The following is a 23,644-nucleotide window of genomic DNA, read 5'->3' as shown; positions in this document are numbered from 1 at the left end:
CCTCCGACACTGTCTGATAAACTTCTCCAGCTAAAAACAGGGAGAAGCGTCTTCTCCTCTAGTATAAACCAAACCCTGTCTGCAGATATACGATTTCAGCTTGATATAGCTTCTTTTTCATATAATAAGCTTCCTGAAACAAATGCAGTCAAAGCCAGCAGCATAGAAGTCACCACAGAATGCATGCCAAACGGCTGCGGATAAAATGTTTCAAAAATAATATAACTGAGTACACCGGTGAGCATCGAAGCAATTGCTCCATGCTTGGTTCCCCTTCTCCAATAAAGCCCGAGGATAATCGGCCAGATAAAAGCAGCCTCCAACCCGCCCATGGAGAATAAATTCAGCCAGATAATCAAATCAGGCGGCTGAAGTGACATCAATACAACAATGATTCCTATTAACGCGGTAGCACCCATACTCCATTTGCGAATCGTCTTATCATTCGCATCAGGACGGATATAGTTTAGATAAACATCCTTTACAATCGTCGAGCTTACCATTAACAGCAGCGAGTTAACCGTCGTCATAATCGCCGCCATCGGAGCTGCTAGAACAATTCCGGCAACCCAGCCCGGTAAAACGGCTTGTGCTAATTCCGGCATCACGGTATCACCGATTTCGATACCGGGAAGTACAGTCCTTCCAAACACTCCAATTAAATGCATATTCAGCATAATAAAACCGACTACGAAGGTACTAATAATAATGCCTCGATGCAGCGCCTTTGTATTTTTATAAGACATCGCACGAACCGCAATCTGCGGTAAGGCAACAACCCCGACACCGACCAATATCCAGAAGGAGGAAACATAAGCAGGGGTTAAACTTCCATCTGCACCGAATGGTGTAATCAAATTGGGATTCTCCACAGACAGATCATGCATAATCTGAGATACACCGCCTCCTGCTATAATTACGGCTATAAGTAAAATAAGTGTACCTATAAACATAATAATACCTTGGATACCATCTGTAATCGCTACTGCGCGAAAGCCGCCAACGACAACATATACTAAAACAGCTATTGAAAAAATACATAACGCCGTAAAATATGGAATCCCTGTCAAGGATTGAACCAGACGTGCCCCGCCAATCCATTGTGCCGACATCGCCGAAAACAGGAAAATCAAAATACTGGCCGCAGAAAGAATCACAACCCATTTGGATTGGTATCTTTCCTTCAAAAAATCAACGATTGTAACGGCTTTATATTTTCTGGTGACAATCGCAAAACGCTTGCCGAGCACCATCAAGACAAAGTAACCCGTTGCCAGCTGTGTCATCGATAGCAGCACCCAGCCAAGCCCTTCATTATAGGCTGTTCCCGGCCCGCTCAGGAAGCTGCTCGCGCTTCCATAGGTTGTTACCAGTGTCATCGCCAAAATAAAGCCGCCAAGACTTCTGCCGCCAAGAAAATATTCCTGTAAAAACGAATCAGAGCGGCTGACAAATTTGCCAGCCCAAATTCCTATCATAAAAATAATCGCAATAAATATAAATAGTGGTAAAACAGCTTCCCAATTCATGGTTAAACTCCCTTGATCTCAAAATAAGACATACTTTGTTTATTCCTCTTCGGCTTCTAAAGACATATCTTTAAAAAAGAATTTAACAACAAATACCGTTAACAGCATCATCACGACAAATCCAAGAATGCAGCTGAAGAAAAACCAAGCCGGGAAACCAAATATGTACTGATAGGATTCTGGAGATTTGCTTCCAAGTCCATAAGCAAATCCAAACCACCAGATAAAATTAAAAATCACAAGCGCTACACCGGTCCAAGCTTCCCGGTTGGCAGTTTTGTAACGTTTATCCGTCCATTCTTTTCTCTTCATACTAAAAGCTCCTAACCATTCTGAAAAGATTATTTTCTTTCTTACTATAATCAAATTCCTATCAACTGTAAACTGGCAGCATTTTCAATTAGATCACAGACATAACAAATCCTTGTTCCACTTCCTATTATTTCATTACTAGTTTAAAGCATTGCTTCTGCCAACAGACGATAAGATTTTTTCTTTGCTTCAAAATCAAATGTATTATTAATGACCATAAACTCGTCCGTCTGGTATTTCTTCTGCAGCTCCAATAGCTGTTGTTTCACTGTTTCCGGTGTACCGATAATACATCTTTCCCTGTTCTTTTGGATTATCTCTCTATCTTCTGCACTCAGTTTATCCATATCACGGTGAACAGCCTTGCTAGACGTTACTTTCGTTCCTAATCCTTTACTGACATTTAATAACCATTTATCCTGTGTCAGCGCATGCTCCTCCGCCTCTTCTTCTGTTTCTGCACAGACTATAAAAATACATACGATAGATTGCGGATTTTCCATACTGACAGATGGTGTAAAATTTTCCCGATACGTTTGGAGCGCCTTCACACCTTTTTCCGGATTGATAAAATGGCCAAAAATAAATCCTGTTCCCAGTTCTGCTGCATAGTTTGCACTTCGCGCGGATAACCCGAGTATCCAAAGCGGCGGTACCTGATTCACACGCGGAGTGGCCTTTACTAAACGAAAATCATGGTCCCGCGGGAGGGAATTATGCAAAAACCCCTGTAAATCAGCAGCCTGTCTCGGAAATTCAGCTAAACTCCGATTTTGATTATCTGTCAGCGCAGCCCTGGTCTGTGGAGAACCTCCCGGCGAATTTCCAATGCCAAGATCAATTCGATCAGGAAAAAACGCCGCTAATGTTTTGCCAATCTCAGCGACTTTATACGCACTGTACTGCGGCAGCAAAATACCGCCTGAGCCGACACGAATACGGCTTGTAACAGAAGCGATTCTCGTCATCACAATTTCTGGAGCAGAAATCGACAGCCCATTCGTATTATGATGCTCTGCCACCCAATAGCGGTGATACCCAAGCTCCTCCGTCCATTTTGCCAGCTCCAGCGTATGCTGTAATGCCGCTTCTGGCGTTTCCCCCATGGAAATTGGAGATTGATCTAGTACACTTAATTTCATGTTAAACACGTTCCTTTTTCCAGTTTAAAAACTTCTACAAATAATTAAAAAGCAGAAATGTCTTCCATTCAACATTTCTGCTTTTTACCGCTGCTCCGCTATTCTATTTTCTCCTTTATCCGCATGGACAGCAACACACCAAGCAATGCCGTCACAGCCATCATCATAAATGCATACGTCGTCCCCCAATAGGTTCCTGTCCGCTCCGGTGCATCCATGACAGCAGTCGTTACACTAATAACGGTTGTCAGAATCACCACGCCAAAAGCCATTCCCAATTGACGCACGGTATTAACAATCGCTGAATTATGAGCCATTTCCTTTTCATCCAATACATTGACACTGACAGAAACTAGCGGCATCAGCGACAAACCAAATCCGGTCATAAAAAAGCAGAAATAAATCATAATCAAAAATGGAGAGCTGTCGATGCTTAGCGTTGTCATCAGTACTAACGACACAAGCGTAAAAGCAAAACCGATAACAGCTAAAATCCTTCCGCCATACCGATCATATAAATTTCCCGAAATAACAGAGACAATACAAAGCAAAATCGTGCCTGGCACTAATAAAAATCCAGATAGAAAGGCGCTCGTTTCTAAGACGTTCTGCGCAAACATCGGCAAAATCGTCTCTGCCGATAATAAGAGCATCATATCCATAAATATAAGCACCACAGCCAACAGAAATGTGCGGTTCTGAAACAAACGCACATTCAGCACAGGCACGTCATCTGCTAATTGCCGCCGGATAAAAAGATATAAAAAAACAGCACTGATACAAAATGGCAAAATAACGAGATACAGGTCCATGCCGGCAACACTAATATTACTGATACTAAAAATAAACAAAGAAAAAGCCCCTGCCGAAAGAATCACAGAGAGAATATCCAGCCTTGCTGCCTGTTTTTTCAATACATCCTTCATATAGAAAACCGCTAACAGCAAAAGTATCAGCACCAATGGCAGCATAAACCAATGAAGGATGCGCCAATGGAAAACATCAATAATCATCCCGGTCAAAGACGGCGCACTTGCCGGAGCGACATTAATGACGCCGCCCAGCAGTCCAAGTGCGAACCCTCTTCTTTCTTTTGGAAATACGGTAATTAAAATCGTTTGAATCACGGGCAATATGACGCCAGTTCCAACCGCCTGAATCGCTCTGGCAAGAATCAATTGGATAAAGCTTTGCGAAAAAGCGCCAACAATAAGACCGGCAGCCATGCAAAGCAATGCAAATACTAAAAGCGCTTTGGTTGAAAATCGGTTAGATAAATAGCCCGTCAACGGGATAAATACTATGGTTGTTAATAAATAAATCGTCGTCAGCCACTGTACTTCCGTGGCATTAATCTGAAATTCCCGCATAATCGCCGGGTAAGACGTAATCAATAGGAACTGGCAGAATGTTAATAAAAATCCTGTTGCCAGCGTAACAATAATAACCCCTTTGTTTTCTAATTTAGGCTGCATGGCTCCTCCTTATCCGTTGTGACGTTATATGTAATGCTTTAATTAAACTGCTTCACCATCAAATAATGCGGAATACCATCTTCTAAAAATTCATCTGACACCGTTTCATATCCCAATTTGTGATAAAATCCTTCCACATGCGTCTGACCATGCAGTTTTGCGCGGGTTAATCCTTTTTGTAAAACAATCTCTTCTAAAGACTGCACAATTACCTTGCCAAGCCCATACTTACGATAAGGCTTTAAAATACAAATTCGTTCCAGCTTCCCGACTTCTTCTACCGCTCTCACTCTTCCTGTTCCTACAGGCTTGTTATCGTAATATACTAAAATATGATTGCAGTCCGCATCCAGCGAATCAAATGCATCAAACTCCTCTTCTTCGGACACTTCCTGCTCCTTTACGAAGATTTCTTTTCTAATCTCAAAAACCTTCTGTAAATCCTGTTCTTCTGTTACGATTTTATAAGTCACCTGAGTTTCCCCTCTCTGCCTCTGTTTGCATCCTGTTAAAAAATATGATTAGCTACTATTGTAAAATAACTGACTATTGTTGTAAATGCAACAAATATAATAAGCTTGCTAAGTCTCTTAAAAAGCCTCCCAGCCTTATTTCGACTAAGAGACTTTACTATATTATTCCTCGTCTTCCACTCTATTAAAGATAGCTTCCGGAATCATTTCAAACCCTTCAATCACTGTGTTTTCTTCCACTTCAATCATTAAACAAAGCTTACCGTCAAGCGTTGTCTGGCGAAGATAGCGCAGATCCTGCGGACATACTTTAAGGTCAGCCACTTTTGTTTTGATTTTAATGGATTTAGACGTATACTTCGGAACTACACTGGTTGCTTTCAGCTCATACTTTTCATCATCAATAACCTTTTTAAAAGCAGACTCTACTTTATCCGGATCAATATCCTGTACACCGCTGCTTGTCAGCACCTTCTCTACATCCTTATAATCTAACATTGGCGCATCCGGCTCTTCATTTTCTTCCACCACACGCTGAATCTCATCATATACATTCGCCAATGTCGTCGTATTGATCTGCTCTCCTGCTACATCCTTAACAATTTCCTCAAACACGATTTTATCGTCCTCTGCGGTCATTGCTTCCTCCGCGTTCAGCACTTCCTCAATAAAATGATAATCGAGCTCATACGGTTTCGAAGCGGAATAAAGAACATGGTTCACATCCGCAGCCCCGCCGGTAAAAGCAGGGAATAAGAACCCGCCGATAGGCTGTTTTAAATTAATCACTGGATCCACCACAAAATGATATTTAAATTCCTTCTCCACATAATCAAAAAGCAGTTCTTTTTTCGGGTCCATTGTTTTGTTGATGCTGCATAAGATAAATGGACTGGAATACACTCTGTCCCTGCTGCTTTCCTCCGATTCTTCATTACTCCGCTTCGTAGGCTTTGCATACTCTCCATGGATAAACGTAATAACAATATCCATTTCATACTGTTTATCCTTCAGCATTTTTGCTACCAGCTCGAGCATCTGCTCCTTCCATTCCCCAGTATCATTTGAGAGCATTCCCTTGTGAAGAATAAGCTGGCTGCTGTCTTCCACATCACGCTGGAATTTCAATTCAAACAATTTTTGATCCAGCTGCCCCGTCAGCACCTTCTTAAAATTCGCCATAAACAAATCTTTCTGTTCATCCTCCAGCATTTCAAACGGCGTACTTTCATAATGATAGATTTCACTCGATTCTTTCATGATATATACATTGAAAATATCCTGTATCTTTAATAAATCATTATTTACTTTGAATTGTTTTTTTATATCGGCAATATCTTTTTTATTCAAATTGGATTCTCCTCTGTTTCTTAATCGGCTTATCACTTTTTGCTGCCAGCTTTCAACAGCGTCTATCTATTTTATCACAAATCAATAGGAGGTTGTTCTTCTATTCATTTAAGATTTTAAGGAGTAAAGATTACAAATAAATAAGCCTTCTGATAACAGAAAGCTTATTCTTCTCGACCACTTTATTTACTTGTATTTTTAATAGTTACTTTTATGTAGATAGTTTAGAATTTCTTTTTTATAAGCAGTAAATTCATCTAAGTGATTCTCTATAACTGATTTCATCCTATCAAGATTCAACGATGATGGATAATGACGAACTGCACTATTTTTAAATTCTATTATTTCTCTTAACCGGATTACAGTCCTTTGACTAATTATATCTTCTTCCAGTAATCTATCAAAAGCATCCTCACTCGATTGCGGCAATCCTAATCTCTCATCAGAAACAATATGCATTGCCAGCTGGAGAGCTGCTTCACATGCCCTTTGGATATTCAGAATAATAGCGTCCTGCTTTGTGAAATCTTTTAAATTCTCTGTATTATCATTATAAACCTCTTTCACGCGGATAAGGCATCTTTCCATAATAGCTATCTTATTAAAAATAACGTCATTCGCCATACATAGAACCTCCTCTTTAAATTCTCCAATACGGATTGGTGTGCTTTATGTTATTTTTTCAGAAACAATGGACAAATTTGTCCCGTTAAAAAACAGGATGCAAATAGAACAAAAAAACTTGATGCAAGTCTGCGAAAAGTATATAATACTATTTGTTGATATATTTTCCACCTATTTTATATTTAACAATGGCAGTATAATTCAGATGTAAATACTTCAATCGTATTTAACCTCTCATACTTCATTAAAATATTTCGGGGCCTTGGTATAATGGGATTACGTTTGACTGGCAGTCAAATAATACGGGTTCGATTCCCGTAGGCTCCATCATTGGTTATACCAAAACACGCTTACTTATTCTAATTCAGAATGAGAAACGTGTTTTTTACTGCACTACTTTATTCATACGCTTAATTTTATCAGCAATTTGTATGGGAAAATATTAAAAGTTTTATTCTCTAACTTTAAAAGTCAAAAACAAGATAGTACTTCTTTATTCTTACATGGTATCCCATTTGTTTTACAAATCAAATCCGATTCAGTACTATTAATTATCCACTTTAAAATAAACTCTCCAAATAAAGCACAATCTGTGGTAAAAAGTAGATTAAAAAAACAATTAAACCTATTATCGTTATTAAAAAAAGCCATATTTTTCTTACCCTCAACTGCACAAAAGCAGATACTATGACAAGTACATTAAAAATGGCGATAGCTGAAAACCAAATTCCATAGGATTTATCTGGTTCTGGGCTAGCAGGATTATATTTACCGCCTAAACCAATAATATATAAATTGAAATTAATAGCTACTATGTCACCCATAGATTTTGGTGAAGCGCCTTAAAAATTAATAATTTGATTTCATCCATTGCATAGAAATGAATCGTACTTAGATTTATACTATATATAAATACATAAATAAGGTTATAGAAAAATATCAACAGAAGTATAGTCCCGCTGTTGAGAAATGATAACTTTATGTGCAGTAGATACAATTTTAACTTTTAGGAAGCTCTTTTTTGTAGATTCCTTTTTGTGAAAAGGTTAGACATTTACTACTTATCATTGTTAAACAATCATGCCCTTTTATGAAATAAACTTCATAATCTATTGCTTAAAATAAAATTACGATACAACCAACTTATAGTGTCTTTAAAATCATTAGCTATGTAATCAATGTTTACATCATTTAATTTATCGAAATGCTCATTTAGGGAAGACTTTCCAGCCCCAGTTTTAACAAGAATTTTAATACTTCCCACCTTTGCTGCGGCAACTATATCACTCCATCGGTCTCCTACAACAGCACAGTTTTCAAGCCTCAATTCATGTTTTTGCTGTGCTTCGATTAACATACCTGTATTCGGCTTTCTGCAGGAACACCCTTCGTCATGTCTGTGCGGGCATATATATACATCATTGAAACCGAAACCTTTTAATTCCTGTACGAAATCCTGTCTTTTGGCTAAACCATTTGAAATTCCGGGTTGATTTGTAAACGAAAAAATTTTTATATTGTCTTGTTTTAATCTCTTGATTTCCTTCTCTACGTATAGAAAGAGTTCAAATTCACCTGGATAATGAACCGTGTCATCCCCGCCAATTGTTCCATCACGATCTAAAAAGATTGCTTCTAATTGTCTCATGCTCATTCCCCCTAAATTTAATATTTTATAACCTGTTATACTCCCCCGTTTAAGAATCCTTTTCAATTAATTCTATAACATTCAGTTTACACTGAACTACTTAATTTATGTAAGCTCAGCATCTGATGATTAGCGGGGGTTATTTGCTAGTGGATAAGAGAATCAAATAATTTGAAATATAAAGCAATTGGAGAGCAGTTAAGTAATCCTCATTAGTTTGACATCCTAGGAATAAAAGGGTTTTTATGTTCCATATCAAATGTGTTATAGGCTAGTATTGTATGCACAAACATGGAGTTTTTCGATGTTTCTTGATAATCTATAAGTATAAATAATGCTGAATTCTGAAAGGCAGGGATATAATGTTTGATTTAACTCGTAGAATCGCTATGGTCACCGGTGGAGCAAATGGGATTGGTAAAGGAATTGTGAAGACGTTAGCAAAAGCTGGAGCAACCGTTATGATCTGTGACATCGATGAAGAAGCAGGGAAGAAAGTGGCTGCAGAAGTGAGTGGTGAATTTCATAAATTAGACGTGACGGACAAAAATAATGCGGAAAGGGTTGTTCAGGATATTTTAAAAAAACATGAAAGAATCGATATTCTGGCTGCGAATACAGGTATCTACCCGGATGTATCCATTGCAGACATGACAGAAGAAGATTGGGATAAAATTCAAAGCATTAATTTGAAAGGAATGTTCTTCACTGCCAAACCGGTATTAGAAGCGATGAAGAAGCAAAACTACGGCCGGGTCATCCTGACATCGTCAATTACGGGAGATATCACCGGATATCCAGGCGGTTCGATTTATGGGGCAACCAAAGCTGGAATTCTTGGATTTATGCGTAATGTGGCTCTGGAGTATGCACCATATGGCGTTACGGTTAATGCAGTTCAACCTGGAATGATTGCTACTGAAACCTTGAAAAAGGAACTGGGCGTGTTAAGTGAAAAAGGTGCGGAAGCTGTTCCAATGAAACGATTAGGAGATCCAGAAGACATCGGAACAACAGTTTCCTTCTTTGCATCAGAAGAAGCAAAATATATTACCGGTCAATCACTTGTTATAGATGGCGGACAAATTTTGCCTGAAACCCCTGATGTTATTTTATGATAGAAAGACGTTGCGGGATTCGGAAATGATACAATCTTCCTGCAAAAGATGCTTTCTTCCATACGTCATTTACAGAACATGGCGTTGACAGGATTTTTATGAAGGTTCGAAAACAATCAACGATTCAAAAAAACTAAATAGCTTGTTATCTCATACCTCCCAAGTAATTGTGACAGTTATAAGCTGCATCAAATAAATGAAAAAGAACCCGTTTCTATTAAGGTTAAAAGAGCCAGCAAATAACCAATAGAAAGGGTTCTAATAATGGCTGCTTTACCGCAAATCACACTTGATTTTAATCATAAAATAAAACTATCTCTTGATGGAGGCGAATTATCCTCTGATACTGGTGAAATGATTTTCCGTGAATTGGATGAAAAAATCGGATTCTCTGCGGCCTTGGCAGAATAATATTTACAGCTTACCAATGAACGGCGCTGCTACATGTATGCGAATAAAGATTTACTTCGTCAAAAAATCTATCAAATCATCGCTGGATATGCAGAAGAGGATGCAGCAGATGTCCTGATGCACCATCCGGTATTTACGCAAATCATGGGAAAAGATGCACTTGCTTCTCAGCCAAGCTTGTCTCGTTTTTGAATTGCTTTGACTTGCATTCAAATACCTCTTTACTATAGCTTCAGTTGGAGTGATTGTAAAAAGAAACTTTTTATTCCTTGGAAGACCAAGGGATAGATCTGTCCAAAAACGGTTGTTTTTTCTTGTGAATACTATTTACCTCCAGCTTCCTACGATATTTTAGCTTTTTTCGCTTAAAATAGAAATCATAAACTACAAATTTTCGTTTGTATCTCTAATCTACAGGTATGAATAATTCGGGGTTATAATGTAAGTGACCTTTTTTTCTCTTTTTTAATCTTCTTTATCACAGAGAATCGTCCGTAAAAGAAACTTTATTTAGGCGGAAGTTCAGGTGAGCTAACTCCCTGAATCACTTAGGGCTAATGCAGTGGGAGTATGAAGGAAACAGATTAAGTTAGCGACGTTCTAGGGATGTGGGACTGTGGTTATTCGTCCGATCGTAAAGAGTTGTACATCGAAAAACTCCCACTGAGTAAAGTTTCGTTTTATCATTTTTGGTATTTTTTCGTTGATTTTATTTCTTTCTCAGTCGGGGAAGAGCCTTTTATAACATCATAATATCTATCAGCTCCTAAACCGCCTTCGTCAATCATTTCGGAGATTTCTTGAGTCCGCATTTCTTTTCTTTTGTCTATCTTTTTCTTTGCTTTGTCATAATTGGTCATCTTTCATCCCTCCCTTTACTTAAAATCTACATGCTATCTTTAGGGCTGTCAAGATAATAGTATCGAAAAATCAAAAAAATCAGTTATTTAATTCATTTACCTGTATTATACTCATAACAAGTTGAAAAAAAGTTCAAAAAACCTGTCTCCTTCGTATTTCAAATAAAGAATTAGGCTTAAGTTCTTCAACAATAACCTCCGATAATTGAAAGACCATTAAATTAACCTTACTGGATGAGATACAATTTTTGTTCACCAAGGAGTTTTGGGAAGCATAAATAAATAGACACAGGAAGTATTATAAGCTAAAAAATTCAAGCGTGCGCATCAAGTATACAATCCATTCTCTCAACAAAAAGGCCGAAGCTAACATGCTTCAGCCTTTTTGTTGAGAGGAGATAATGAAGCAACAGTCACTCCATTTCATTATCTTCTCCAGTGGGAAGTAACCTGTATTCCCAATGGGTTCTACATTCATGTAATTTATACTTTCCTTCTATTTCATCTTTTGACATATATCCGCATTGCTGATTCGTATTAAAAACATCCTGCACTTCATCATCTGAGGCTCTGTAGTGGCTCAAATCTGAATAAACCATAATCCATGCCTGATCAACACTTTCTTCATATCCGGATTTCAAATCATATATAAGTACACCTTGAGTCCCTTCGTCCTTCACCACTCTGATTTCACTTTCATTATCCTGTCCATTTTCTCCCGCAGTCTCCATAAACGCTTCAAGGATATCTTTATTTTTCAACTCATTATTTTTGTATACAACATCATCTTCATTGGGAACATATTCTTCCAAAGGCTCTTCCTGGCTCTGTTCCTCCGCTGATTCATCTTGGCTTTTTCCTTTCCAATCTGAAAAAGAATCGGTTTCTGTTTCTGGGTCGATAGGAGATGAATCTTGTGTACTTTCTTGTCCAGGTAAATTGTCATTTTCGTTTTGCATCACATCATTATCTGATGACAGGCGATTGGACTCCGCATCCGAATCCTCTGTTACATTTCCACAAGCAGTCAATATAACAAATACAAATGCTAACATGCCCATTAAAAATTTAGTATTATTTTTCATTTAAAAACTTCCTTTCTCCGATAATACAGCTTTACAAAAGAGTGAATTGGCGCATGTTAATTGATAGTTTAATAACGTGTCAGCAAGGATGAACATTGCTCTCTAATACTAAATATTAACACAGGCATTCCAATTATGAAAAATCGGGAGGGATGAGTGCAGAAGGATTCCTTGCCCCTTTATCAGGCATGAATTGCTGATTTGCATAGAGTACAAGTGGTTAGTTTGTTATTTTCTACGTATTCATCATCCTTTCTCTTGCGCTATCGAACACGGACAAAAATACAAAAGCACAAATAGCCGGTGAAGTTTGAACTGGTCAGACAACACAATGCCTTATGGTAACACCATTCAATTTGTGATTTAATAGAATCTAAGAAATAATCCAAATGAATATAAGTAAAGAGAGATGATTGTTAGTGGGATTTTCATTTTTAATGTTTTCATTAATCGGTATTTTAATTGGTGTGCTATCAAGCATGTTTGGTTTTGGAGGCGGAATCGTCGTAGTACCAATCTTATTTGCATTTTTACCCGATTCCATTCCAAGCGAGTATTTAATGCATACTGCGATTGGTACATCATTAGCGGTTATGATTATAAATTCATTTAATTCAACATATAACCATGCCAAAAAAGGCAATGTGACATGGTCTGTCTTTAAACAATTAGCAGGATATATTGCAATAGGTTCTTTAATAGGCGGCGTGCTTGCAGTCTACATTGAGAGCGATTTTCTCAGGCATGCATTTATCGGCCTATTAATTTATGTCTTGATTTCGAACATGCTAAAAAAATCGTTCACAAGAGAAATCGAAGAACAAGCATTTCGTCTGCCTAAGCAGCGTTCCGCATCTTTTATCTGGATAGGCATTGGATTTCTTTCCACTCTATTAGGTATTGGCGGAAGCACAATGACCATTCCTTATCTCAGAAATAGAGGGATGCGCATGATACATGCTGTAGCTTTGGCTACTCCATTAGGTCTGCCGATTGCTATCGTAGGAGCTTTCGCTTATTTAGTTACAGGATTGAAGATAGATGCGATGCCTTCATCAACGATAGGATTCATATACATACCTGCGCTTATTGGATTTACCCTCGGCGGATTTATTGGAGTGCCTATCGGCAGATCCTGGGCTCAAAAATTATCTGATAAACTCTTTTCCAAAATCTATTTAGTTCTTCTGTTTATTGTAGTTATCATGATGATTATAAGTTGATTGTTTGCCAATCGTGATAAATGGAATAACCAAAAAGCGAATAGTATTCAAACACCTCTTAGATTATTTTTTGTTTGGCAGCTCAGAGAGAAACCATTTCCAGTTTTGCCAAATCTATTTAAAAAGCACGCTTGCTTATTCTAATTACGAATGGAGAAGCGTGCCTTTTGTTCCTCAGAAAATAGTAAGGAAAAAATTCAGAGTTTAACCCTTATATTTATTTCATATTTCTTTTGGAATATGACAATAGTTATTTGGGCGCCTGCTTAATCTCTCTTGAAGTTCCTCAGCGCTTCTTACGTAATTTGTATGCGGCAAGACTTCAACCACCATACGATTATAATCATTTCTATTCTAATTAAAATCCTTGTCCACTAAGGGGTTACCTTCCTGATCCACCATAACAGTCAGCCCTGCTCCATAGCCTTCTTGATGCAGCATATACAAAACACCATTCTCATTATCACGAATAATCTTCGTATTCTTCATTTTCCCTTGAGAATAAACTTCTTCAAAACGATTGTTTGTCATTTTCAGCACTCCTCCTTCTAAAAATAAATAACCACATTGTTAAATAGAAACTAATTAACAATCATTCCTTTCTTCATTTTTTTAACCATTCCAGAAATTCATTCACGTTGTTTAGCAGCAGGTCTGGTTGAACACGAAATTCTAACGTTTGATAATTTGGCAGCCATTGTACTCCGATTGTATTTACGTCTGCTTGTTTACCGGCCTGAATATCCGCATCGCTATCCCCTAAAAATACAGCCTCCGTGTTTTTTATGTGCAGCTTTACCAATGCCTTGTTTAATCCCTCTGGATGAGGCTTGGGCATCGTAACATCATCACCTGTTATGATTACATCAAACAAATCATTCATTTGAAGACAATCTAAAGATATAATCAGACTTCTTCTTGCTTTCCCTGTTACAATCCCTAATTGATATCCTTCTTTTTTTAAAAACCGGAGCAAATCATTTATTTCCTCATTTTCAACAACAAGCTCTCGATGCTTTTCATTATATTTTTCATAATATAATTCAATTGCTTTATCCTGATTAGAGTCCAGCAGATTTTCTTTGATGATTCCTGTTTCAGAAGGACCGAACATCGCCTTTACTTCATCGGAGGTGACCTCCTTATTGTCAAATTCCTTAAACACAGCTTGAAACGCATAGAAACAAACCGGTAATGTATCAGCAAGCGTCCCGTCAAAATCAAAAATAATTGCTTTCATCATTCCACACCCTTTATCATCCTATTTGTATTCTAAGTTCTCTAAAAAACGCCTCGTCCCTATTTAGCGTACCAACCAACGGAGACCGAAAACCATATTTAAGTCCTTTCCCTTATTTATATTTACTTAACATTTCTTCTGGAATATGGCAATAATCATTCGGACATCTATCCAGCCTGTCTTGATGCTCCGCTGCACTTCTCACATAGTTGGTAAGAGGCGAGACTTCAACCACGATTCGGTCATAATCATTTCTATTCTCAAGAAACGTTTTCGCCTCTTTTAAATGCTCCGGATTTTCACTATATACTCCTGTTCTATATTTCTCGCCAATATCCTGCCCCTGTTTATTTAAACTGTATGGATCAATGATTTCAAAAAAATATCCCATTAATTCTCTAATTGTTACAACCTCCGGATCAAAACCTGTTTTTACACACTCGGCATACCCATCATAGTCCCCCTCAAGTGTGTAACTTGTTCCATTCGCTCTTCCCGCTTCTGTAAACGTAACTCCAGGTAATGTTTTTATAAAAGCTTGTACTCCCCATAGGCATCCGCCTGCAATATATACTACTTCCATTTTGATTCTCCTTTTGTTTAAACACCAAGAATTTCACACCTATCGAATCAGGCAATTTTTCCTGACAAGATATCGTGTTATCCCTCTCTGCATAATGCCGAAACATCTTCCCAGCCATAAGCTACATCCTCTACCAGCATTCCTCCGACTTCATTTTTCCTGCGAAGATACGCCTTGCCTCCCATACGTTCGTAGAAACCAAGCCCGGATCTATTTTGTTCCATCACCCATACCATCATCGAATTCATGCCTTGTTCTGTGAAATGCTTAGCAATGGCTGAAACCAGCTGCTTTCCTGTCCCTAATCCTCTACTCTCTTGCAATAAATAAAGCGCGTATAGCTCTCCGTCAAATTTGTCGCTATCCAAACCTTTTCCTGCTGCAAAGCCTATTGTTTTTCCATCTTCATTAACTGCTATATAAATAAAAGGATTATTTTCACTACTTAAAAATGACATCCATTTTTGCTCTGCTTTCCTGTAGTTAAACTTTCCAAATAATTACCCGGTACGAAACCTTTATATGTAGTTTTCCAGCCATCAACGTAAACTTTAGCTATGGACTTTATATCTTCTTTACTTGCTTTTCTAATCTGCAACAAATTCACTCCTTGTATTACATCGCCTTTATGTAGAACTAATTTAATCGTTAAATTAAGAACAATCATTCACACACACAAATATATATCATTTATTTCTATAAAAAGTATGCTTGCAAACTATTGAACTAATTTTAGCAATCAGAACCTCTTTTCACAAGTTGATAAATATTGATAATTATAATGCTTTTATTATAAAGTGAAGCTTTATTCATGTTCCCTCCCCTTGTATCCTGCTCCTGTTGATTTTAATTTTATGAAATGCCCCCCATAGTGTTTCAAAATAAAAAGGAAGGGTATATCAAAACTATAATGTTTTCTATCTACATATAAACGTAAAAGTGACCGGATTAAAGAAAGCGTTCTCAATAAATTATAATACGAGCCATTACAACCATTCTAAATATTATTTTATACATTATCTTAGCACTATCTATTACACTTTTAAAATAAATCTTATAATTTAAAACATTTCCTCACATCCCCTTGTATTTCTTGCTCAAACATATTATAATTAAATTGTGATATACTTCACATTCTTTTTTCTAAATAAGAAAGGAGCAATAAAATGAAAAAATTTCTAAGTATTCTAGGAACAAATTCGGATTATTCTACGAATCGTATTTTACTGCAATTTATTCAAAAACATTTTGCAGATCAAGCTGACATTGAAATTTTCGAAATTAAACATTTACCTGCTTTTAATAAGCCGGAAGACAAGACAGCACCTCAGGAAGTACAAAAACTTGCGGATAAAATCAGAGAAGCAGATGGCGTGATTATCAGTTCACCGGAATATAACCATTCCGTACCAGCCATTTTAAAAAGCACGTTAGAATGGTTATCTTATACAAATCAAGCATTAATTGATAAGCCTGTTATGCTGACTGGAGCTTCCTATGGAAGATTAGGATCTTCCCGTGCACAAAGTCATTTGCGGCAAATGCTGGATGCGCCTGAATTGAAAGCACGCATTATGCCAAGTTCTGAATTTTTAATCGGTTATTCGTTACAGGCTTTTGATGATAATGGCACGTTAAAAGACCAACAAAAAATAGAAGAACTTGAACAAATTTTTAATGATTTTATACATTTTGTGGATATCACCAATCAATTAGTCAACGCAAATGAAACGCACCAGAAACAAGCAGCAAACTTTTCGTGGGAGACCAATTAATTACTAGGGGGTATATTGATGAAACTTGTTGGAATCGTAGGATCAAATGCTGAATTTTCTTATAATCGCATATTATTAAACTTTATCGCAAAAAATTTCAAGAAATTAGTTGATGTGGAAGTACTGGATATTAAGGATGTCCCAATGTTTAACCAATCAGATGATCAAACCAATAGTGAAGTGATTCAAAATTTAAATAATAAAATTATGCAGGCAGATGGCGTGATTATTGCTACACCGGAATATAACCACTCTATTACATCCGCATTACAGAGTGTCTTAGAATGGTTATCGTTTAAAATACATCCGCTTGATGAAAAACCGGTGATGATTGTGGGAGCTTCTTATGATGTCCAGGGATCTTCACGGTCTCAGTTACATTTGCGGCAAATATTAGATGCACCTGGAGTAAATGCTATCGTTATGCCAGGAAATGAATTTCTATTAGGGGAAGTCTATGATGCATTTGATGAAGACGAAAACCTGAAAGATGCGCAGACAGCTCAATTCTTAGAAACGTGTATCAAGAAATTTATCCGTTTTATCAATGTGGTCAAGGTTATCCATGCACCTGAAGGAATGCAGGATGTATCCGATACAGAGGATTTATATGCTACCGGAGCAATTGATACGACAGTGGAAGGCATCGATATGTCCGCCGATGACTGGCTTGAACAGGCTGCTGAAGCAACACAGGCCGTGGAAGGCAATACGTATGTTAAATTAAATCGCGGGCTTTTAACAGTCAATCAGCTCAATCATTTCTTGAATTCCATGCCTGCCGAATTGACTTATGCAGATAGCAATAACCAATTCTTATACTATAACCACAACATGGAAAAAGAAGATATGCTGGCAGGACGCAGACCGGAACAAGTGGGAAGTCCATTAGCAGAATGTCACCCGGAAAGAGTATTTAGCGGCGTTTCCTGGGTCATTCAGCAATTACGTACCGGAAAACAGGATGTCGTAAGGACGCAGGTTCCTACTCATGGACCAGATAAATTTGTTGTCCACAGCTATCAGGCGGTACGTGATGATGAGGATAATTATATTGGCATCAACGAATATGTCCAAGATATACAGCCAATCATTGATTGGTATTTAGAGCAAACTGGCCAGCAATTAACCGGAGGCGGTGTCGATGCGGTATCCGGAGCGACTTCAAAAGTAGATACCGTAGCTGGAGCAACGGTTAAAAGCTAAAGATTGTTCATGGAAAAGAGGTCAACACGGCCTCTTTTTCAAGTGCTGTCTCAAACCTTTATTTGATTTATAGACGATGCTGCAGAATGATTCTTCATGAAAACCGAAGCTATTTTCTGACAAGTATCCTTTCGTCTATTCAACGTATCTTAACGCAAAAGGGTGACAAGTATGACAATGCAAACACGTGAAATACATAGGATGGGGACAATTATCCAATTATCTGTTCAGCATGACTATGCAGATTTTATTTTGGATGAATTGATTCTTCGATTAACAGAATACGAGAAACGTTTTAGTGCGCACGATGCAAGCTCAGAGCTGATGGAAGTGAACCAAAATGCAGGGATAAGACCGGTAAAGGTTAATCCGAGCTTGTACCAATTGATCAAAATCGGAAAGAAACACAGCACTCCGGCAGACAGTGCGTTAAACATTACCATCGGCCCCCTTGTTCAAGCTTGGCGCATTGGATTTGAAGATGCGAATGTTCCCTCGCCGAAAACCATTGCATCCTTGCTCAGCAAAACAAACGCTGAAAACATTATTCTTAATGAGGAAGAACAAACCGTATTTTTAAAACACACGGGGATGTTTATTGATTTAGGCGCCCTGGCAAAAGGATTTATTGCCGACCTTCTGATTCAGGATTTGGAAACGATGGACGTATCGGAAGCCCTGATTAATTTAGGTGGAAATGTCATCACTCATGGAAATTCCCCAAATCAAGCGGATGGATACTGGCGCATCGGCATTCAACACCCGCTCCTGCCGCGCGGGAAGTATATCGCTGTGTTAAACGCTCTAAATCAATCTGTGGTTACCTCTGGCATTTACGAAAGAAATTTCACGAAGGATAACCGGACATACCACCATATTTTGGACCCTCGCACCGGCTATCCGATTGAATCAGAAATTGCCGGATTAACCATTGTATCCAAAAAATCAGTCGATGGCGAAATATGGACAAGCCGTTTATTCGGAAAGTCTCCCCGCCAAATTATTGATGCGCTGGATGCGTTAGAGGATATAGAAGGCATTGTTGTTACAATGGATGGGGAGATGTGTTATACCGAATCTCTTAAGCCGTATATTAGTGAAGCTGTTTCCTAATATTTTTGATCGAGTAAGGAACCTGTTAAGTTCTCTCGACCAGATACATCAGCTCAACCTTCATGCAAATACGAAACCACGCTAGCTTATTCCAATTTAAAAATAAGCTAGCGTAGCTTTTATCTGCCAAAAGATTGCAACCCATCTATTTTACAAAACGCTTATAAATAAATATAAACAATAAGATAATAATAGAACAGCCGAAGATTCCTGCGGCCAGCATCCCAAGCCCCATGCCATACCAAGCATTAGCTGCTGCGGCTACCACAAAACTCGCAGCAAATGTCAGGATGCCAAGCGAAAAACTAATGATAGAAGGCAGATAGGCTTTACCAGCATAATGCAGAAGGTAAACACTCAGCAGACTCATCAGTAATATATACAGAATGGCAACCGTTAAGCTGTTTACCGCACGATCCAGCATTTGTATTAATCGATTATCTTCTTCTGATTGAGGTGCATCCAGTTCAACTGCTTCGATATCATGTGTTGCTGTATCTATTGTCATCAATCGATATTCAGCTGGTTCCGCTGACCAGTTTGTATTCTCCAGAAAAGCGATTTTATTGTCGTCATGAAAAAATACTGGTGAGGTTACCGCTGTTTTCAAATATGTTAATCTCTCTACTTCCTGTGTTTCTAAATCCATTAAAAATAATTCATACTTGAAAAGAGAAATTTCTTGCGATTCCTCAGATACCTCCGTAAATGCCAGCTGTTCTCCGTCTGGCGACAACTGTGGTTCATTAAATGATCGTGCGTTCGCTGTATCTTTAGGAACAACAGACGGAGTCTCATTTACTGCGCTGTCTTCCAAGGAGTAGGAATAGACTTGTTCCTTCTCTCCGTCAAACTCACCAAAATAAATCTCTTCTCCATCAGATGAAAGAGAAAGATGATTCATGGAAAAATAATCGGCATCGGTCAGTTTTTCTAGTTCACTTCCATCTGTATTGATGGAGAACAAGTCAAACCCTTCTCTTGATTCCTCACCCTTTTTAAATTCTTCCGCTTCTACTGCAACGAAAAAGATACTCTCTCCGTCCTGCGAAAAAATACTTTCCCCAATATGAAGTTCATTGTCTGTCAATTGCTTTTCTTCGCTTCCATCCGGATTGATTACTTGAAGTGTTTGAATTCCTTCTGAATCTCCATTCAAATAAGCAAGCTTTTCACCATCAGGCGCATACTCCGGACTGCTATCCCGCTGCTCCGTTGAGCCGGTTAATTTATTTACATCCGTACCATCCGGATTTGAAGTGTAAATAGCCTCCTCCTCGTCTACATAATAAGAAAAAGCAATTTCCGAATCGTCTGGAGCTACACTTATTTCTTCCCCCAGCCCGGTAAAATAACGATACGGATCATCATCCTTTAAAATGGCATAAGTTAATGTCCCTGCCAGTAACACAAAAATAATGCCCATTGTGATTAAAAGTATCCGTTTTTGTTTCATGACATTGCTCCTATTCATTTAAAACTTTGGCAATCAATTATTTTTATGATACTTCCTTGATTCAACATGTATGAAATACCCATTCTTAAATGTTTCATAGTCTATCTACTATTCTGTACGCTGCTCCCCTAAAAATTTCTCCAGTTTAAACGCTATAAATACAAGGGCTCCTGCTCCCACACCTATCATTAAACCATCGGTAAAAAAACCAATTATTCCTCCGACCAAAACAAACGTCGTTACCTGTAATTTCATCATCGCATGCTTGCCTCTTTTCTCCCAGATTGTCTTCCCAAACCAAGCTTCAACATATCACTGTTACCGTGTACAAATGATACGTTTCCAAAATTATCCCCCTATTTTAACATACAAAAATTAATTTTTATTCCATCAATTAGCAATAAAATCTTCTCGTAACACACGATATATAATTTTTACTTATTCCAAAGGATAACTTTTTGATATTTTCCTTATCTTTCCTTTCATGATAAGATAAAGCCATATTTAGTAATGGTGAAATTCAACTATGAAACATTTAGGATGAGGTTTGAAATGTTTATTTTTATTTTATTAGACGTGATATTTCCCATATTGATATTGACCCTGGTTGGTGCCCTTTTACAGAGAAAGTTTCAATTTAATCTGAAACAGATATCTACACTGATTACATATTGTTTAATGCCAGCTGCTGTATTTGTGAATATATATCATATCAATATAGAATTGGATATATTTTTCCAAATAATCTATTACATTATCCTTTATAGTTTGATTCTGATTATTGTAAGTCACATCATTGCCAAACTATTAAAATTAGATAGAGAAGAAAGCGCAGCTCTAAAAAATAGTATTTCGTTAATGAACTCTGGCAACTACGGTTTGCCAGTAAGCCAATTAGTTTTCAGCAGCAATCCTTTAGGGTTTTCGATTCAGGTTTTTATTCTTATTTTCCAGAATCTTTTAACATACTCTTATGGAATTTATAATTTATTATCAGCAACCAAATCAATCGGAGGGATTATTCAATCCTTTCTAAGATTGCCAGTATTCCACGCACTGCTATTAGGGATGCTGTTCCAAGGATTTTCCATTCCCATTCCTAATTCGATTATGATACCGCTTGATCAGCTTGCCGATGGTTTTGTGGCTATTGCCCTTTTATTACTGGGAGCACAATTATCTAATATTAAGCTGCATTTTTTCCATCGGGTCATTACATGGTCTTTGATTGGAAGACTGGTGATGGGGCCATCGTTAGCACTGGCTGTTATATACCTGCTGAATATTGATGGAGTCGTTGCACAATCCTTATTTATCGCAAGCTCTTTTCCGACTTCCAGGAATACATCAACGATTGCGATGGAGTATCAAATCAAGCCGGAATTGCACGCACAAATTGTTTTATTTTCAACACTTTTTAGTATTATTACGGTAACTGTCGTGATTTATTTGTCTTATGTTTTGTTTTAAATTATATGTAAACAGCATTGATATTGGATAATTTGAGAAGCCGTAATGGAAGCAGTTACGGCTTTTTAGTTTCTATATAAGGTTTTATTATTATCTAAACAATAATAAAGAAAGAGCATAGCAACATTGAATCGCCATACTCCATCTTAATACTTCTCCACACCCTGAAACGTATAAGGAACAGCCTTTTCCAACAGGCTTCGAATCCCCGTTTTATGATAAGGCATCCATTTATCTGCTTCATCTATACTCATCCATGCGGTATCCGCAATTGTTTCTGTATCTTGTATTAGAATTTCTCCACCAACAACCCTAGCCATAAACGTAAAAAAGATGGTATGGTGATTGAACCTTTCCATAAATGCTTCATTTACAGCAAGAATGTCTCCCGCTTCAATCGTTAAACCTGTTTCTTCTCTCGCTTCACGGATAACTGCTTCAGTTAATGTTTCTCCAGCTTCCACTGCCCCGCCAGGCATCGACCAATTATCATGCTTTATATTCTGCACCATTAAAATCTTCTCTTCTGTCTCGTCTAAAATCAACGCATAGACCACATCTACTCTTTCCATCTTCATTATCCTCCTCTATTCCATCGCTTTTTCTAACAGTGAAACTGCGTATTCATCCATTCTCTCTATCATTACTTCCTCCGTAATATCCGTTTTCCCAAAGACTTCCCAGCCAGGATAAACTTCCGGCTGTCCTTCTAACACATCCATTAAGGAAACAATATCCCAATAAACATCATAGGAGAAATGACTCCCCATCTTCTCTTGATAAACTGCCAAAAAAGTATCTGCAGCTGCTACACCATAAAGCATGGCGAGGTTCCAGCGGCAATGTCCCACATCCACTCCAGTATGACCTAAGCAGCCATTGGCCCAATCCACCACACCGTTCACCTCAGCATCCTTCCAAAGTACATTGGCCGGGTGAAAATCGCGATGAATAAACACCGGTGTATAGCTCGGTTCTGGACGCAACACAACCTTTTTTAAAGCCTCCCATACTTCAAGCTTCCTTGACCAGATCGGAATTTCAATTTCATCTGCTTTTTGATAACGCTTATGCTTACAGGGAAAATGATTTATTGTATTGTGGTGTATCTGAGCTAATGCTTCTGCAAGCTGATTCAACCATGCAGCTTGATTCGCCGGCAATATATCTACCTTGCCTTCCATTTTGCTCATTAAGAGAAGCGGTTTGCCGATTATTTCTCCTTCTGGATCAGCTGCAATATATTGCGGTGTTTCAATAGATAAAGATGCTGCTGCTTTTAGGCTGTCTGCTTCTTGTTTGATTTCTTTTGCTGTAAACTGGCTCTTTTCGTATTGCCGTAATACCAGTTCTTTCATTTCACCAGTCGGCAATTTAAGGTTTATTGCATACATCGCAGCTGTGGTGCTTCCTTTCAATGAATAAATATGCTGAATAGCTGTTTCCTTTGGAAAGTGAGAAACAATCCAGTTCTTTAATCTTTCAGGAAGTTGAACCATGGAATCTCTCCTTTTCTATTAAAAAATCCCCGCTACTTCCAAAAGCAAACGA

Annotated in this window: 26 protein-coding genes, 1 tRNA gene and 2 pseudogenes; 8 read left to right on the top strand and 21 right to left on the bottom strand. The window is 38.0% G+C overall.

All coding sequences use genetic code 11. From position 1 onward, the window contains the following. Nucleotides 1–95 precede the first annotated feature (95 nt). From panF to hepT, 7 genes are all read right to left on the bottom strand, one after another. Nucleotides 96–1,529, bottom strand: coding sequence for a sodium/pantothenate symporter (panF, locus tag BN997_RS10750; RefSeq protein WP_042532146.1), 1,434 nt, complete (start codon nucleotides 1,527–1,529; stop codon nucleotides 96–98). Nucleotides 1,530–1,568: 39 nt separating this feature from the next. Further along, entirely contained in the window at nucleotides 1,569–1,841 is a 273-nt protein-coding gene (locus BN997_RS10745; protein ID WP_042532144.1) for a YhdT family protein, read from the bottom strand. Between the two features lie 143 nt (nucleotides 1,842–1,984). After that, on the bottom strand, nucleotides 1,985–2,983 hold the full coding sequence (locus tag BN997_RS10740) for an LLM class flavin-dependent oxidoreductase (protein WP_042532142.1): 999 nt from the start codon (nucleotides 2,981–2,983) through the stop codon (nucleotides 1,985–1,987). A 98-nt stretch (nucleotides 2,984–3,081) separates the two neighbouring features. Then, nucleotides 3,082–4,458: a DHA2 family efflux MFS transporter permease subunit gene (locus tag BN997_RS10735; protein ID WP_042532140.1), complete on the bottom strand. Its 1,377-nt coding sequence runs from the start codon at nucleotides 4,456–4,458 to the stop codon at nucleotides 3,082–3,084. 38 nt (nucleotides 4,459–4,496) lie between these two features. Then, complete coding sequence (locus BN997_RS10730) at nucleotides 4,497–4,931, bottom strand: GNAT family N-acetyltransferase (RefSeq protein WP_042532138.1); 435 nt, start codon at nucleotides 4,929–4,931, stop codon at nucleotides 4,497–4,499. A 162-nt stretch (nucleotides 4,932–5,093) separates the two neighbouring features. Then, the gene (locus BN997_RS10725; RefSeq protein ID WP_042532137.1) at nucleotides 5,094–6,281 is read right to left on the bottom strand and encodes a DUF4317 domain-containing protein; all 1,188 of its coding nucleotides are present in this window, start codon (nucleotides 6,279–6,281) and stop codon (nucleotides 5,094–5,096) included. 198 nt (nucleotides 6,282–6,479) lie between these two features. After that, on the bottom strand, nucleotides 6,480–6,905 hold the full coding sequence (hepT, locus tag BN997_RS10720) for a type VII toxin-antitoxin system HepT family RNase toxin (RefSeq protein ID WP_042532135.1): 426 nt from the start codon (nucleotides 6,903–6,905) through the stop codon (nucleotides 6,480–6,482). Between the two features lie 256 nt (nucleotides 6,906–7,161). On the opposite strand from hepT, the gene BN997_RS10715 reads away from it, so the two are divergent. Beyond that, nucleotides 7,162–7,232, top strand: a tRNA-Ala gene (locus BN997_RS10715). A 233-nt stretch (nucleotides 7,233–7,465) separates the two neighbouring features. On the opposite strand, the gene BN997_RS10710 is transcribed toward BN997_RS10715, so the two are convergent. Together BN997_RS10710 and BN997_RS10705 are read right to left on the bottom strand one after the other, a co-directional pair. After that, nucleotides 7,466–7,729 (bottom strand): hypothetical protein, encoded by a 264-nt coding sequence (locus tag BN997_RS10710; protein WP_042532133.1) that lies wholly within the window; start codon nucleotides 7,727–7,729, stop codon nucleotides 7,466–7,468. A gap of 278 nt (nucleotides 7,730–8,007) precedes the next feature. Next, complete coding sequence (locus BN997_RS10705) at nucleotides 8,008–8,553, bottom strand: HAD-IIIA family hydrolase (protein WP_042532131.1); 546 nt, start codon at nucleotides 8,551–8,553, stop codon at nucleotides 8,008–8,010. A 362-nt stretch (nucleotides 8,554–8,915) separates the two neighbouring features. Here BN997_RS10705 and BN997_RS10700 point away from each other — a divergent pair, with 362 nt between their 5' ends. Together BN997_RS10700 and BN997_RS22915 are read left to right on the top strand one after the other, a co-directional pair. Beyond that, complete coding sequence (locus tag BN997_RS10700; protein ID WP_042532129.1) at nucleotides 8,916–9,671, top strand: SDR family NAD(P)-dependent oxidoreductase; 756 nt, start codon at nucleotides 8,916–8,918, stop codon at nucleotides 9,669–9,671. Nucleotides 9,672–9,935: 264 nt separating this feature from the next. Beyond that, nucleotides 9,936–10,271, top strand: a pseudogene (locus BN997_RS22915) (transposase); the annotation flags it as partial. A gap of 494 nt (nucleotides 10,272–10,765) precedes the next feature. Here the strand turns inward: BN997_RS22915 and BN997_RS23200 are convergent. Next, on the bottom strand, nucleotides 10,766–10,942 hold the full coding sequence (locus tag BN997_RS23200) for a hypothetical protein (RefSeq protein ID WP_175297036.1): 177 nt from the start codon (nucleotides 10,940–10,942) through the stop codon (nucleotides 10,766–10,768). 413 nt (nucleotides 10,943–11,355) lie between these two features. Continuing rightward, complete coding sequence (locus BN997_RS10690; protein WP_042532127.1) at nucleotides 11,356–12,027, bottom strand: hypothetical protein; 672 nt, start codon at nucleotides 12,025–12,027, stop codon at nucleotides 11,356–11,358. Nucleotides 12,028–12,464: 437 nt separating this feature from the next. Here BN997_RS10690 and BN997_RS10685 point away from each other — a divergent pair, with 437 nt between their 5' ends. Continuing rightward, nucleotides 12,465–13,250 (top strand): sulfite exporter TauE/SafE family protein, encoded by a 786-nt coding sequence (locus BN997_RS10685; protein ID WP_139089071.1) that lies wholly within the window; start codon nucleotides 12,465–12,467, stop codon nucleotides 13,248–13,250. Nucleotides 13,251–13,472: 222 nt separating this feature from the next. Here BN997_RS10685 and BN997_RS23500 read toward each other — a convergent pair. From BN997_RS23500 to BN997_RS23495, 6 genes and pseudogenes are all read right to left on the bottom strand, one after another. Then, nucleotides 13,473–13,601: pseudogene (locus BN997_RS23500) on the bottom strand (peptide-methionine (S)-S-oxide reductase); the annotation flags it as partial. A gap of 3 nt (nucleotides 13,602–13,604) precedes the next feature. Then, nucleotides 13,605–13,781 carry a DUF6440 family protein gene (locus BN997_RS23195; protein WP_175297035.1) on the bottom strand — a complete coding sequence of 59 codons (177 nt, stop codon included), beginning with the start codon at nucleotides 13,779–13,781 and terminating at the stop codon, nucleotides 13,605–13,607. A gap of 73 nt (nucleotides 13,782–13,854) precedes the next feature. Further along, entirely contained in the window at nucleotides 13,855–14,493 is a 639-nt protein-coding gene (locus tag BN997_RS10680) for an HAD family hydrolase (protein WP_042532123.1), read from the bottom strand. Nucleotides 14,494–14,602: 109 nt separating this feature from the next. Further along, complete coding sequence (locus BN997_RS10675; protein WP_042532121.1) at nucleotides 14,603–15,073, bottom strand: peptide-methionine (S)-S-oxide reductase; 471 nt, start codon at nucleotides 15,071–15,073, stop codon at nucleotides 14,603–14,605. Between the two features lie 77 nt (nucleotides 15,074–15,150). Next, nucleotides 15,151–15,531, bottom strand: a complete 381-nt coding sequence (locus BN997_RS10670) for a GNAT family N-acetyltransferase (RefSeq protein WP_244882367.1) — start codon at nucleotides 15,529–15,531, stop codon at nucleotides 15,151–15,153. After that, nucleotides 15,519–15,671 (bottom strand): hypothetical protein, encoded by a 153-nt coding sequence (locus tag BN997_RS23495; protein ID WP_244882366.1) that lies wholly within the window; start codon nucleotides 15,669–15,671, stop codon nucleotides 15,519–15,521. The genes BN997_RS10670 and BN997_RS23495 overlap by 13 nt, the downstream gene beginning before the upstream one ends. Nucleotides 15,672–16,239: 568 nt before the next feature. On the opposite strand from BN997_RS23495, the gene BN997_RS10665 reads away from it, so the two are divergent. The 3 genes from BN997_RS10665 (at nucleotide 16,240) to BN997_RS10655 (ending at nucleotide 19,167) form a co-directional block, all read left to right on the top strand. Further along, nucleotides 16,240–16,848 carry an NADPH-dependent FMN reductase gene (locus BN997_RS10665; protein ID WP_042532119.1) on the top strand — a complete coding sequence of 203 codons (609 nt, stop codon included), beginning with the start codon at nucleotides 16,240–16,242 and terminating at the stop codon, nucleotides 16,846–16,848. 18 nt (nucleotides 16,849–16,866) lie between these two features. Then, nucleotides 16,867–18,054, top strand: coding sequence for an NAD(P)H-dependent oxidoreductase (locus BN997_RS10660; RefSeq protein ID WP_042532117.1), 1,188 nt, complete (start codon nucleotides 16,867–16,869; stop codon nucleotides 18,052–18,054). A 171-nt stretch (nucleotides 18,055–18,225) separates the two neighbouring features. Further along, on the top strand, nucleotides 18,226–19,167 hold the full coding sequence (locus BN997_RS10655; protein ID WP_042532115.1) for an FAD:protein FMN transferase: 942 nt from the start codon (nucleotides 18,226–18,228) through the stop codon (nucleotides 19,165–19,167). Nucleotides 19,168–19,312: 145 nt separating this feature from the next. Here the strand turns inward: BN997_RS10655 and BN997_RS10650 are convergent, their stop codons facing one another. Beyond that, nucleotides 19,313–20,623, bottom strand: a complete 1,311-nt coding sequence (locus BN997_RS10650; protein WP_042532113.1) for a TolB family protein — start codon at nucleotides 20,621–20,623, stop codon at nucleotides 19,313–19,315. 108 nt (nucleotides 20,624–20,731) lie between these two features. Then, entirely contained in the window at nucleotides 20,732–20,881 is a 150-nt protein-coding gene (locus BN997_RS23190; protein ID WP_175297034.1) for a hypothetical protein, read from the bottom strand. A 294-nt stretch (nucleotides 20,882–21,175) separates the two neighbouring features. Between BN997_RS23190 and BN997_RS10645 the strand changes: the two genes are divergently transcribed. Further along, nucleotides 21,176–22,093, top strand: a complete 918-nt coding sequence (locus tag BN997_RS10645; RefSeq protein ID WP_042532111.1) for an AEC family transporter — start codon at nucleotides 21,176–21,178, stop codon at nucleotides 22,091–22,093. A gap of 146 nt (nucleotides 22,094–22,239) precedes the next feature. Here BN997_RS10645 and BN997_RS10640 read toward each other — a convergent pair whose 3' ends face one another. Both BN997_RS10640 and BN997_RS10635 read right to left on the bottom strand, forming a co-directional pair. Next, nucleotides 22,240–22,665: an NUDIX hydrolase gene (locus BN997_RS10640; protein WP_042532109.1), complete on the bottom strand. Its 426-nt coding sequence runs from the start codon at nucleotides 22,663–22,665 to the stop codon at nucleotides 22,240–22,242. 15 nt (nucleotides 22,666–22,680) lie between these two features. Continuing rightward, the gene (locus tag BN997_RS10635; protein WP_042532107.1) at nucleotides 22,681–23,592 is read right to left on the bottom strand and encodes a phosphotransferase family protein; all 912 of its coding nucleotides are present in this window, start codon (nucleotides 23,590–23,592) and stop codon (nucleotides 22,681–22,683) included. Nucleotides 23,593–23,644: the final 52 nt, after the last annotated feature.

This window comes from Oceanobacillus oncorhynchi (assembly GCF_000821065.1).
Taxonomy (GTDB): Bacteria; Bacillota; Bacilli; order Bacillales; family Amphibacillaceae; genus Oceanobacillus; species Oceanobacillus oncorhynchi.
The sequence above is the reverse complement of the archived record's forward strand: the minus strand, read 5'-3'. Positions and strand labels throughout refer to the sequence as shown.

Excerpts from the sequence above, each read along its gene's own strand:
- panF (WP_042532146.1), bottom strand. The coding sequence starts at position 1,529 with ATGAATTGGGAAGCTGTTTTACCACTATTTATATTTATTGCGATTATT.
- BN997_RS10745 (WP_042532144.1), bottom strand. The coding sequence starts at position 1,841 with ATGAAGAGAAAAGAATGGACGGATAAACGTTACAAAACTGCCAACCGG.
- BN997_RS10740 (WP_042532142.1), bottom strand. The coding sequence starts at position 2,983 with ATGAAATTAAGTGTACTAGATCAATCTCCAATTTCCATGGGGGAAACG.
- BN997_RS10735 (WP_042532140.1), bottom strand. The coding sequence starts at position 4,458 with ATGCAGCCTAAATTAGAAAACAAAGGGGTTATTATTGTTACGCTGGCA.
- hepT (WP_042532135.1), bottom strand. The coding sequence starts at position 6,905 with ATGGCGAATGACGTTATTTTTAATAAGATAGCTATTATGGAAAGATGC.
- BN997_RS10710 (WP_042532133.1), bottom strand. The coding sequence starts at position 7,729 with ATGGGTGACATAGTAGCTATTAATTTCAATTTATATATTATTGGTTTA.
- BN997_RS10705 (WP_042532131.1), bottom strand. The coding sequence starts at position 8,553 with ATGAGACAATTAGAAGCAATCTTTTTAGATCGTGATGGAACAATTGGC.
- BN997_RS10700 (WP_042532129.1), top strand. The coding sequence starts at position 8,916 with ATGTTTGATTTAACTCGTAGAATCGCTATGGTCACCGGTGGAGCAAAT.
- BN997_RS23200 (WP_175297036.1), bottom strand. The coding sequence starts at position 10,942 with ATGACCAATTATGACAAAGCAAAGAAAAAGATAGACAAAAGAAAAGAA.
- BN997_RS10690 (WP_042532127.1), bottom strand. The coding sequence starts at position 12,027 with ATGAAAAATAATACTAAATTTTTAATGGGCATGTTAGCATTTGTATTT.
- BN997_RS10685 (WP_139089071.1), top strand. The coding sequence starts at position 12,465 with ATGTTTTCATTAATCGGTATTTTAATTGGTGTGCTATCAAGCATGTTT.
- BN997_RS23195 (WP_175297035.1), bottom strand. The coding sequence starts at position 13,781 with ATGACAAACAATCGTTTTGAAGAAGTTTATTCTCAAGGGAAAATGAAG.
- BN997_RS10680 (WP_042532123.1), bottom strand. The coding sequence starts at position 14,493 with ATGATGAAAGCAATTATTTTTGATTTTGACGGGACGCTTGCTGATACA.
- BN997_RS10675 (WP_042532121.1), bottom strand. The coding sequence starts at position 15,073 with ATGGAAGTAGTATATATTGCAGGCGGATGCCTATGGGGAGTACAAGCT.
- BN997_RS10670 (WP_244882367.1), bottom strand. The coding sequence starts at position 15,531 with ATGTCATTTTTAAGTAGTGAAAATAATCCTTTTATTTATATAGCAGTT.
- BN997_RS10665 (WP_042532119.1), top strand. The coding sequence starts at position 16,240 with ATGAAAAAATTTCTAAGTATTCTAGGAACAAATTCGGATTATTCTACG.
- BN997_RS10660 (WP_042532117.1), top strand. The coding sequence starts at position 16,867 with ATGAAACTTGTTGGAATCGTAGGATCAAATGCTGAATTTTCTTATAAT.
- BN997_RS10655 (WP_042532115.1), top strand. The coding sequence starts at position 18,226 with ATGACAATGCAAACACGTGAAATACATAGGATGGGGACAATTATCCAA.
- BN997_RS10650 (WP_042532113.1), bottom strand. The coding sequence starts at position 20,623 with ATGAAACAAAAACGGATACTTTTAATCACAATGGGCATTATTTTTGTG.
- BN997_RS23190 (WP_175297034.1), bottom strand. The coding sequence starts at position 20,881 with ATGATGAAATTACAGGTAACGACGTTTGTTTTGGTCGGAGGAATAATT.
- BN997_RS10645 (WP_042532111.1), top strand. The coding sequence starts at position 21,176 with ATGTTTATTTTTATTTTATTAGACGTGATATTTCCCATATTGATATTG.
- BN997_RS10640 (WP_042532109.1), bottom strand. The coding sequence starts at position 22,665 with ATGGAAAGAGTAGATGTGGTCTATGCGTTGATTTTAGACGAGACAGAA.
- BN997_RS10635 (WP_042532107.1), bottom strand. The coding sequence starts at position 23,592 with ATGGTTCAACTTCCTGAAAGATTAAAGAACTGGATTGTTTCTCACTTT.